Origin of the sequence: Marinifilum sp. D714 (genome assembly GCF_030851345.1) — a bacterium.
In the GTDB taxonomy this organism is placed as follows: domain Bacteria; phylum Bacteroidota; class Bacteroidia; order Bacteroidales; family Marinifilaceae; genus Marinifilum.
This window is the reverse complement of the sequence record NZ_JALPNU010000004.1, coordinates 261963-274071: the sequence shown is the minus strand read 5'-3', so window position 1 is coordinate 274071 and position 12109 is coordinate 261963. Positions and strand designations below refer to the sequence as shown.

At 38.3% G+C, this 12109-nt stretch carries 6 protein-coding genes; 2 read left to right on the top strand and 4 right to left on the bottom strand.

The genetic code is table 11. The features are described 5' to 3' along the window. Positions 1-685: 685 nt before the first annotated feature. The 3 genes from M0051_RS06360 to M0051_RS06350 all read right to left on the bottom strand — a co-directional run bounded on the left by M0051_RS06360 (position 686) and on the right by M0051_RS06350 (position 6752). A complete protein-coding gene (locus M0051_RS06360) occupies positions 686-2623 on the bottom strand; it encodes an OmpA family protein (RefSeq protein WP_306740695.1) in 1938 nt (645 codons plus the stop codon). Between the two features lie 588 nt (positions 2624-3211). Further along, positions 3212-6076, bottom strand: a complete 2865-nt coding sequence (locus M0051_RS06355) for a PD-(D/E)XK nuclease family protein (RefSeq protein ID WP_306740694.1) — start codon at positions 6074-6076, stop codon at positions 3212-3214. A gap of 16 nt (positions 6077-6092) precedes the next feature. Next, positions 6093-6752, bottom strand: coding sequence for a YiiX/YebB-like N1pC/P60 family cysteine hydrolase (locus M0051_RS06350; protein ID WP_306740693.1), 660 nt, complete (start codon positions 6750-6752; stop codon positions 6093-6095). 249 nt (positions 6753-7001) lie between these two features. Here M0051_RS06350 and M0051_RS06345 point away from each other — a divergent pair, with 249 nt between their 5' ends. Together M0051_RS06345 and odhB are read left to right on the top strand one after the other, a co-directional pair. Then, positions 7002-9854: a 2-oxoglutarate dehydrogenase E1 component gene (locus M0051_RS06345; RefSeq protein WP_306740692.1), complete on the top strand. Its 2853-nt coding sequence runs from the start codon at positions 7002-7004 to the stop codon at positions 9852-9854. Positions 9855-9879: 25 nt separating this feature from the next. Further along, positions 9880-11127, top strand: a complete 1248-nt coding sequence (odhB, locus tag M0051_RS06340; RefSeq protein WP_306740691.1) for a 2-oxoglutarate dehydrogenase complex dihydrolipoyllysine-residue succinyltransferase — start codon at positions 9880-9882, stop codon at positions 11125-11127. Positions 11128-11167: 40 nt separating this feature from the next. On the opposite strand, the gene M0051_RS06335 is transcribed toward odhB, so the two are convergent. Then, positions 11168-12094: a M23 family metallopeptidase gene (locus M0051_RS06335; RefSeq protein ID WP_306740690.1), complete on the bottom strand. Its 927-nt coding sequence runs from the start codon at positions 12092-12094 to the stop codon at positions 11168-11170. Positions 12095-12109 lie beyond the last annotated feature (15 nt).

Sequence of the window (12109 nt, the reverse complement as noted above, 5' to 3'; positions counted from 1 at the left end):
AATTATTTTCGCCACTGAAAGTACGAAACAATCCTCCACAAGAAAAGCATTCTCCTTAATATTTTACACTCAATTATAGCATCACAAAAATCAGGTCAATGGCATCCAATTTTCGATTACCGATTGACGAAAAAAAAAGCCCTCAGCTAAAGCAGAGGACAAATGGAAATGGCTTGTGCTGAATTAATCCTCTGACTTGGGTTTTAACCCAAGATTTAAAACAAATAAATCACTCTCAAAAGGTTCGGCGATTATCGCAATCAGGTCCATTGATACAATTTGCCATTACAAATTGACAAGAGTTCATTTTTGTCTAAAAATTGGCTTTGCACACTGACGAGAGATCTTTTTTGTGGCGAATTTGCCATTACACATTGACGAGAGCCTTTTTTTACGCCAAAACTGCCTTTACATTTTGTCGAGAGCTCATTTTTGTCACAAAATTGGCTTTGCAATTCGTCGAGAGCTCATTTTTGTCTCAACAAGATCACAATCAAAACAAAGCCCTCAGCAAAGCAGAGGACAAATGGAAATGGTTTGTGCTGAATTGATCCCTTTGACTTGGGTTTTAACCCAAGGATTTTTTTAGAATGATTATTCTTTAAATGAATTTCTCACTCAAATGGTTCGCGATTACCGAAGCTGGGTTCCTTTCTCCTTCAGGAGAAAGACAGAATGAGGTAAATCATTTATTCACCACCCTAAATTCAGTTCTTCGGTTCAAGGCCTTACCTTCTTCGGTATTGTTGTCGGCTATTGCTTTGCTCGATCCAAATCCTTTGTACAGCAATCGCTCCTTTTGAATTCCTTTGGCAATTAGGTAATCGCATACTGCTTTTGCCCTGTTTTCCGATAAGCTCAGATTGTGTTCTTCGGATCCTGTGTTATCAGTATGTCCCGATATCTCAACAATCAAATTCTGGTTCTGATTCATCAGCTTGAACAGGATGGACAATTCGCTCTCCGATTTTGGCAGAATTTCCCATGAATCGGTATCAAAAAACACATTGCGAAGTACAATTTCGCTCCCTGATACCAGTTTTTGAAGACCAATATTCAATTCTTGCGGTTGATTCTTTTCTTGATTCTCCAAGAGCGAAAAATGATCTGAATAATACAAATAGCCCTCACTCTCGGCGGCAAACAAATACTCTTTTCCTGCAGGCAAACACAGCAGGTATTTCCCATTTACCCGATCCGAATGAATACGGGCAATGGTATCTTTCGAACTCAAATCGATCAATTGCAAAGAGGCATACAAGTTTTCCTTTGTATCCACATCGTATATCTTTCCTTTCAGCCACGAAACCATTGGGGGGCGATGTTCCCTGGGCAAATCGAATACAAAAATATCCTTTCCTTTTCCTTCCAACCTGTTCGACGAAAAGTAGGCCTTATCGCTTTTTGCATTGATCACCAATCCCAACTCCTCGCCATGCGTATTAATCGGATATCCCAGGTTTTCGGGCTTCGACCACTTCCCATCTTCCTGCAGAGTTAGTTTATACAAATCGTAAGATCCCATGCCCGGTAATCCATCCGAGGCAATCACCAAATACTGGTTGCTGGCATGAATAAAAGGCGACATCTCGTTGTTTGCCGTGTTAAAATCCATATTTACAGGTTTCGACCACCTTTGTCTGCCATCGGCTAAGTTTTCCACCAATTCCGATCGCCAAATGTCCATTTTGCCCTTGCCACTCTTGCGATTACTCACAAAATAAAGCACTCTCCCATCAGCCGAAATGCTTGGTTGTGCCTCCCATGCTGCCGAATTTATGGTAGGTCCTAAATTCCTGGGCTTCGACCATCTGTCTCCCTCACGAACCGAATAGTACAGGTCGCATCTGCCTAATCCATCCTTTCTGCCACAAGCGGTGAAATACATGTATTGCCCATCGGCAGTTATCGATTGTGCCCCTTCGTTGCTTGTGGTATTAATGATTTCCGATAAACCTTTGGCCGGTCTCCAGGCTTCTTCCTCCTTTAAGGATATCCAAAAATCCTCTTGCAGCTCCAGTTTTACTTCCGTAGATTTTTCGGCCGTACTCAATCGGGTAAACACCAACACTTCCTCATCGGCAGTTAAGCTGGGCCAGTATTCATCATACTTGGTGTTGATTGCATCACCAATGTTTATGGGTTTAAAATCCACTGGATTGGCAATCATATTCATCGCAAAATCACAATTCTTAATCAGTTTTTGCGCCTTTGCCTTATTCCTCGATGAGATTTTTGAGAAGGACAGAAATTCTTGAAATTTGCCTTTGGCTTTTTGATACTCTCCTTGCTTTAGGTATGCATTCCCCAGGTTAAAATGCACCCGTGGAAAATAAGTTCCGTCTATTGCTATTGCTTTCTGATAGGCTTCAATTTCAGACTTACTGTCCTTTAGCGTATAATACACATCTGCCTGAAAAAGATAAGCCTCAATAAACTTGTCGTTCACCTCCAAGGCTTTGCTTAAACTTTCCAAAGCTTTCTGATTATCCCTGTTTCGATAATGCTGCCCGGCTTCTTCGTAAAAGTGTATGGCCCTGCGCGATTTGATACTGTATTTCTTCTGCGAAGAAAGAGGAAGTACAAAAAGCAATAGCAATAAGGTTAAAACTGAATATTTCATTCTTAATAATCAACTTAAATAAATAACTTCCATAATCTCAAATAGACCGCAACTATCGAAAAAATTGCCAATAATGCACCTAAGATAATTAATGATCTCTGCTCGGATTTTCGTATTGATCTGATAAGCAATAACAAGGACAATACACCAAAAATAGAATAATAGTATTGATATCCATATTCCAATAACTCTGTCAATCCATACAAAGCTTTTGTCTTGCCACTAGTAAGAGATACATATCGATTCCAAAGGTCATAATTTACCTTTAGGGTACAACAAATGCTTATTCCACTTAGAACTATTGATAATATTGCGAATTTATTCTTCATCATTCTTATAAATATACATTTGTTATTAATCCTACTGCACCATTCAGTCCTACTTTTCGGGCATTGGAAGCACAAGCTGCTTATACGAAGAAAAGTTTTAGTAAGACGGGGAAGCTGAGAACTTGTTCGAAGATCACCCCGCCGCACTTAAAGTTTTCGAGTATATGTAGTTTGAGCTTACTCGCCCTAGATTCTTTGCTTCCTTTCTCATCAATGGAGAAAGGAAGAGCCCCTGCGACTAGAGCAGAAAAATCATTCTTTATCTATGACAAATCTCCGCATACAAACAAGTCCTACAAGCATCCTGATTTTCCACCTGAGTAAATGGAATCTTCGGATCAAAAATCTCCTCGAACATTTCCTGTAGAGCTTTGGTAAATTCTTCCTTGTATACTCGGTAATCATCAACTAGTTCTGGTTTCGAACGACCTTCCTTTCGAGCCAACATGCAAGCAAACTTGTTGTTGAAGAATTCTTTCAGACTGTACACACCAGGTGAAATTGCCTCCGCAGCTTTCGTTTTGTCCTCGTAAAACAAGCAATACAATAAGGTTTGAAAAGCTGCTTTGTTTCTGTTCTTGCCCTCTTTTTCAAATAAAGATTCAATATCCTTGAAGAACAAATCAGCTTTACCCGTTTTGTAGTCTAGGATTCGAATGGTACCATTAGCCCTGTCAACACGGTCAATCAATCCCTTAATGTTTACCTTTCTATCTCCCGATATCGGAATCTGAATTCTATATTCATCTTCTAATGATAGGATTTGAAATGGAGCAAATTGTTGATCCAAAACCAATATCCTATCGATATACTTTTTCAGGATATCAAAAATCAACAAGTTTCTTCCTGATATCTGAATCTCTTTATCTTTCGGCGTTTTAAAATAGGTATCGCGAAAAGCGGTCTTTAGCTTCTCTTCAATCAGATCTTTGTCTTTCCTGATGATTTCCAGATCTTCCCTTTCCAAAGTTTTGCCAACAAATGGTTTGTACAAATCTTCCAGCGTATTGTGAAACAGGTTCCCGAATGTTGGAGGATCAATCTCTTCCAAAACCTGATCGGGTTCCTTTAATCCTGCAATGTATTTAAAGTAAAAACTCAATGGGCAAGCCAAATAAGTATTCAAAGCCGAAGGTGAAAAGCTTCTGAATTGATCTCCGCAATACTCCGCCAGGCGATTTAAAATTCGCTCATTCTTCTCAACGCTTATGGGTTTGGCCTCTTTTAACGAGATATCATATCCCGGACTCGATTCTTCAATATCAAAATCCGATTCATATTTCAATTGATACAAAAATCGGCTCATCTCTCCAGTCCTGATTCCATCACTTTGGGTACTGTACAGCAATTTGATATCATCTGCTCGCTGTATCAATCGGTAAAAATAGTAGGCAAAAATGGCATCCTGATGATCGATGGTTGGCATTCCAAATCCCTTTCTCAAGTGATATGGAATGAATGAATTTGCGGTTCCTGTTTTTGGCAACTTCCCTTCGTTCATCGAGAGAACCACCAACTTTTTAAAATCCAGCAAACGTGTTTCCAGAATCCCCATTACCTGCAATCCCGCCAAAGGTTCCCCTTCAAATGGAATGCTCAATGTTTGAATCATTTTCTCCAAAATCTTGTAGAAAGTATCCTGTTTCACCTCTATCTGATGCTGATCCAACAATGCTTTCAATCGCTTAATTGCCAAAAACAGATGGTAGATATACTCCTGCTCAATCTTGTCGACCAATGATTTTTCTTCCTCTTTGGTTTCCAATCTTTGGTAAACATTCTGCAGCAAATTCAATAGGTACATGGCAAATTGATTCACATCCTTCACGGGTGTAAACAGCTTTTCGATTACCTCATCGCCTGTTAAAAGCTTTTGCGGAACCTTTATTTTATTGGTGGTAAGAATATTTTGGGTAAGCTCCTGTGCCAATTCAGGATTTACCGAATTCAAATACTGATGATTCAGCAAAGCCAACACCTCTTTGTGATGAAACTCTATGTCTCCTGCAACTTTTCTGGAGCTTTTTTGCATGTCGATTACCAAGCGTAACAAGCTGGCAACCGGTGTATTCTTAGCAGGATACCCCATGGTAACATTTACATTCTCTACCACCTCGGGAATGGAATGCAAAACAGGTAGCAATAGTTCCTCATCGGCCAAAACAATGGCTGTTTCCTCCGGCGCTACATCCTCATCCTTGCAAAATGCCTGCACAACAGAGTGTGCATATTTGGCCTGCCCAACCTCTGATGACAGAGACACAAACTCCACCTTGGCTTTATTCTCTTTGATATTCGAAAAGCTCAATTCTGTTTTTGGAGCAGGAAATCTTTTGATATTATCGCGCAAAAACAGACCTGCTTCATGATATGGATTCTTCAGATAAGATTCGTCGTAATCCCAATAAAATTCGGCAAGCTCTTTCTTTTTCAAGAACTCAAACAAATCTATCTCGCATTTGTTTAAGGCATTGAACCCAACAAAAATTACTTTTTTGGCATCAATTTGAATTCCTCCCGATTCCAATCCATCTATCAAATTCCTCGAAGCCATTCCCTCGTAGGCAAGCTTTTCTACTTTCAGTTCCTCTCTCAAATCGGTATAAATACCAAACAGATTTTCCCACAAATTCACAAACTCTTTTTGATGCTCTGAATATTTTTCTGGTTTAAAGCTGCTCCAAAATGCCTGTATTGCCTCAACCTGTTCATCCGTTAAATAGTCGAACAAATTCTCGATCTCTTTCTCGTCGGCCAGATTTTGAAACAAATGCTCGGCATTTACCCTGTACTTGTCCAAATCATCAAAATCGCCCAACAACATCTCTCCCCAGTGATAGAATTCATCGAAGCTTTCGCTTACTTTCATTCTTTTCACATAGATTTTGTACAAACGAAACAGCAATCCCAGGTTGTCTTCGATCTGTAAATCGGAAAGAGAACGGAAAAACTCACTAATGGTAAATACTCTTGGTGCCCAAAGCGGTTGTTCAACCAATTCGTTCAGATATTTTGAAAAGAACAGGCCAGCTCTTCGGTTCGGAAAAACCAAAATACTGTCTGATAATTCATAGGTATATTTTGTATAAAGCTCTTTGGTGATTTGTTGTAAGAATGAGTTCATATAATAGTGTAAGAGATTAATTAAATTGATGATTTCCGTATGGCAACACAATTTCAATATTAGATGATTGAAACATGCCATTGGGATTTAAACCCGGTTTTCCTTCCGGGATTTCTACGCCCAAATTCTTGTAATACTCTACCCAAAATGGCAAATATTCACCTGATTGATTATCCTTAAATGTCATGGGATTCAATTGAAACACTTCTGTTGAATCTCCTGTATTTACAAACATTTCATAAATCAACTCGGAACAGTAATAGGTCGAATCACCCATTACATAAATATTATCATAGGGAAAATTCAATAAGCTTTTTCCGTAAGTCATGGCTGCCTCAATTCTAGTATTCAGTTTGGTATTTAACCTGGCAATGGCAACTTTATTGCTTCTTAGTACAAAACTATCCAATGGAGTCAAAGAAACCCCTTTGGAAATTGCTTCGAGAATATACACATCCCCTTTTGAATCAACATCTACAATGCCAACATGAGAAAAATTCAGCTTCTTCTCTCCTCCAGTAACGGATTCAATGGCTTCTGAAATGGAATCGCTATTTAAATCTTGAAAAATTAGATCGCCTTTACGGAATTCAAACTGCGTTTTTTTTTGTAAATTATCACAGCTTGAAAAATGTAGAATAGTCAGCACTAAAATTATGGTGCGAAAAAATGTCATACTATGAAATATTGATGTTTTTGAATGCAAAACTAAATTAATTGGAAAATGCAACAAACGAAAAAATAGCTCTGCATTTTTTCTGCAAATGTTAAACAATATCAGCTCATAGAAAATGTCTATAAGCTTATTAGAAAAAAAAATGACTTTTTGGTCTTTTATTACAGTTTATCATGACTTGTTCCATTTCAAAATTAATACATTTGTTTAAGCAACAACAAAAATCAGACAAGTACAACAAACAATTCTATGGATAAATTCAGTTTTTTGGGTAATAGTGAAATCGACTATATTGATGAACTATACCAATCCTATAAAAAAGATCCCAATTCGGTGGAAGAAACATGGAGAACGTTTTTCCAGGGATTCGATTTCGCATCGGCTAATTTTCCGATAAAACAAGAAAGTACCGAAAGCTTACCTGCCAGCGAATCAATGAGTAAGGAATTTAATGTAATGAACTTGATTCAAGCTTATCGACAAAGGGGGCATTTATTTACTAAAACCAATCCGGTTAGAACCAGAAGAAAATACTACCCTACTTTGGATATTGAAAACTTCGATCTGGCAGAATCTGACTTGGAAACCCCATTTCATGCAGGGAAAGAAATTGGTATTGGAGTAGCAAAATTAAAAGATATTGTAACTCACCTGCAAGAGACTTATTGTAAATCGGTAGGTGCCGAATATGTTTTTGTTCGTCATCCGCAAATGTTACGATGGCTGCAAAAGAAAATGGAGAGTTCGAAGAATACTCCACAGTTTACCGATGAGCAACGCAAGCACATCTACTACCATTTAAGAATGGCTGTTGGTTTCGAGAACTATATCCACAAGAAATTTGTGGGACAAAAAAGGTTCTCATTGGAAGGGGCTGAAACTCTTATTCCTGCTTTGGATGCCATGATTGAGCGTGGTGCTGAGTTGGGTGTTCAGGAGTTCATTTTTGGTATGGCTCACCGAGGCAGACTAAATGTTTTAGCCAATATTCTTGAGAAACCATACGAGAATATCTTTAAGGAATTCGTTGGTGAAGAATACGAAGAAGACATTGCTTTGGGAGATGTAAAATATCACCTGGGATATGGCAATACAGTAAAAACTGACGATGGTAGTGAAGTTAAACTACATTTGGCTCCGAATCCTTCACATTTGGAAACTGTTGGTGCCGTGGTTCAAGGAATTTCGCGATCAAAAATTGACAATGATTACGAAGGCAATCAAGATCGATTGGTTCCGGTCGTGATTCATGGTGATGCTGCCATTGCAGGACAAGGCATCGTATACGAAATCATTCAGATGTCTCAACTGAAGGGATATAAAACAGGAGGTACCATCCATTTGGTAATCAACAACCAGGTTGGATTTACAACCAATTACCTGGATGCCAGATCGAGTACTTATTGTACCGATGTAGCCAAGGTTACTCGCTGCCCTGTTTTCCATGTGAATGGTGATGATGTTGAAGCTTTGATCTTTACCATTAAGATGGCAATGGAATACCGTCAGGAATTTAATACCGATGTTTTCATTGATATTCTATCGTACAGAAAATATGGACATAATGAAGGTGATGAACCTCGTTTTACTCAGCCAATTTTATACAAGGAGATTGCCAAGCATAAAAATCCTAGAGATATTTATGCAGCTCACTTGATTGAGAAAGGCATTTATTCTCAAGCAGAAGTAAAAACCATTAATTTGGATTACAACAAACTGTTGGATGACAAGTTTGAGCTATCTAAAACATTCGATAAGGTTATTATTCAGCCATTTCTGGATAATTATTACAAAGGCATTCGATATTCAGTTGAATCTGATTTCGAATCTTCTCCTGAAACTGGAGTGAATAAAAAGACACTACTATCATTAGCTGATAACTTTACTTCTCTGCCTGAAGATTTAAAATTCTTCAAAAAGATTGGTAAGTTAATGGGCGATAGAAAGAAAATGGTGGAAAACGATCAGCTTGACTGGGCAATGGGTGAAATGTTAGCCTACTCAAGTTTGTTAACCGAAGGAAATTCTGTTCGAATTAGTGGTCAGGATTCTGAGCGCGGAACCTTCTCGCACCGACATGCAGCCTTGGTGATTGAGGATACCGACAAGAAATATTTCCCACTTAAAAATCTTTCTGAAAATCAGGCACCATTCCATGTTTACAATTCATCATTAAGTGAATATGGCGTGTTGGGTTACGAATATGGATATGCTTTGGCTCATCCATCAGGATTAACCATTTGGGAAGCCCAGTTTGGAGATTTTCACAATGTGGCACAAGCTGTAATTGATCAGTACATTAGTGCTGCTGAAGACAAATGGGGAATTAAGAATGGTTTGGTTATGTATTTGCCACATGGATATGAAGGACAAGGAGCCGAGCACTCAAGTGCCAGAATGGAACGCTTCCTGACACTTTGTGCACACAACAACATGCAAATCACCAACCCAACTACTCCTGCCAACTTGTTCCACATGTTGCGCAGACAGGTAAAAAGAGATATCAGAGTACCATTAATTTGCTTCTCACCAAAGAGTTTGCTCCGCCATCCTGCTTGTGTATCAAGTCTGGACGAAATGGCCAAAGGCAAATTCCAGGAAGTAATTGATGACAACAATGTAATCTCCGAAGAAGTGAGAAGAGTTGTATTCTGTACAGGAAAAGTATACTTTGACTTATTGGCACAAAAAGAAAAGCTGAATGCTCAAGATGTTGCATTGGTGAGAATGGAACAATTGTATCCTTTCCCACATCAGCAAGTGGATAAAGTATTGGAAAGATATCCGAATGCTATCCTTCATTTATGGGTTCAGGAAGAACCTGAAAATATGGGAGCTTGGACATTTATGAATTATAACTTCCGCAACAAGGAGGTTTCATTGGTTCCTGTAGCTCGTCAGGCTAGTGGTAGCCCGGCAACAGGTTTGGCAAAAATCCACATGCTTGGACAAAGCGAAATCATCAACAAAGTATTTAGAAAATGTGATTGTGATAGAAAACTAAAATATTGCGGATTACAATGTGTTGAAGGAAGTTCTCACGAAGAAATCTTGCAAACTCATGAATACTTTGAGGAAAAGAAGAGCAAATTATTAATGTAGAAAACTATCAAGAAAACATATCCCAATGATTGAAATAAAAATACCAAGTCCTGGAGAATCCATTTCTGAAGTTGAAATAGCCAATTGGTTTGTTGCCGATGGCGATATTGTTGAAAAAGATCAAGACATTGCTGAAATTGAATCGGACAAAGCAACTCTAACTTTGGTTGCTGATGAAGGCGGAAAAATTGAAATTCTTGCACAAGAAGGTGATACAGTTGAAGTGGGTTCTGTAGCCTGTAAAATTGATACCAGTTTTGCTGGTGAAGCTCCAAGTCCAAAGGCCGAAGCGACAAAAGAAGAAGTTGTTGAAGAGAAAGCTAAAGAAGCAGCAAGTTCAGTTCCGGCAGCCAATATCGAATCGGAGAATTACAAGGATGTAAAAATCTCTCCGGTTGCCAAAAAGCTGATGGAAGAAAACCAACTTTCGGTTGATGATGTAATTGCAGGCTTGCAAAGATTATCGAAAAAAGATATTCAAGCAGTTGTTGACAACAAAAACAACCAACCTGTTGCTGTATCGGCAGAGCCAAAAACAATATCTCGCGAAGAGAAGCGTACTAAAATGACCAATCTTCGTAAGAAGTTAAGTGCTCGTTTGGTATCAGTTAAGAACGAAACTGCCATGCTGACCACCTTTAACGAGGTTGACATGAGTGCAGTAATGGAGCTAAGAAAAAAGTATCAGAAGAAATTCGTTGAGACTCATGACATCAAATTGGGTTTCATGTCATTCTTTACCAAAGCGGTTACCGAGGCCTTAAAGGCTCACCCAATGGTGAACTCGATGATTGATGGCGAAGAAATTGTAACACCTGATTTTGCCGATGTTGCTATTGCTGTACAAACGCCGAAAGGATTAATGGTTCCTGTTATCAGAAATGCAGAATCATTAGGTTTGGCTGATATTGAAAAGAAACTAATGGAACTGGCCACCAAAGCTCGTGCTGGAAAAATTAGCCTGGACGAAATGACCGGCGGCACCTTTACCATTACCAATGGTGGTGTGTTTGGATCTCTTTTGAGTACTCCAATTATCAACCCTCCACAATCAGGAATTTTAGGAATGCACAATATTGTTGAGCGACCAGTTGCCGTAAATGGCAAAGTGGAAATTCGCCCTATGATGTACATTGCGCTTTCTTACGACCACCGTGTAATTGATGGTAAGGATTCGGTAGGATTCCTGGTAAAAATCAAAGAAATGATTGAAAATCCACACAAGATGTTGTTCGACGGAAAAGATCCGGATAACATGTTATTGGGATTATAAAAATAAAAGAAGAGCGATGAAATTTCATCGCTCTTCTTTTTTATAATTTACTTATATATTTCTTTTTTTCTCGTCTGCTAAACTCCTGGGTAATTAACTCATCATTACAGTCTGAAGAATAGTAGTTGTTTGGAAGCAGTAAGGCTTGCCCTCCTTTATAGTAAAAAATTGGATTCACATATCCGTATTGATTGTGTTTATTTTCCTCTTTTTTCAAATTAAACAATTTTTTGGTTTTAAGATAATACACCATTAATGTAAGCCTGCAATTTTTATTAGAATCGAACCTTCCTGCAATTCCAATTGGATCCATTGGATTTACCGTATCACCTTCTTTTACATTTATTGTTCCTGATTTAAATCCAGAGTATTCAGCTAAAGTTCCATCTTTATGCTCTATAAGTACTCTATTTGCAGAACTCACAAAACTGTATTTTCGGGTTGTATCAGCTATATGTTTATCTTCAACTTGCACTACCAATCCTTTTCGTGCAGCAACAACAAGCTCCTCTTTTTCGATATTAAACACAAATGCATTAAAGTCATCAGGAGACCCTTTTCCAAAAGTAAGTCCCATGTATTCTGCTTTACGCACTTTTACTTTTGTGCCTGGTTTAAAAGGCAACATATAAACCATATCATCTTTAATTTTAGGATTCACCTTTCCCCTCTGAAAAATGTAAGTATAAGAAAATCCTATCCCATTAGCCGGATTTTTTGGTTTTAGAGTAAAAAAACGACCTGTACGTCCACTTACATGCGATCCATAACTTGTTTGCATGGCATTGGCTAAATTATCAAATTTAATTAGCAAATAGTACGTTCCATACACCTTTTTGGAATAGGTAAAATCAACACTATTATCACTTTTTCTTTCGTACTTCAACTCAATATCAGATTGAGCAAAACATGTTTTACCCACCATAACAAGCAAGCAAAAACAAATAGACAAGGTAATTTTATTCATAAAACAACTATAAAC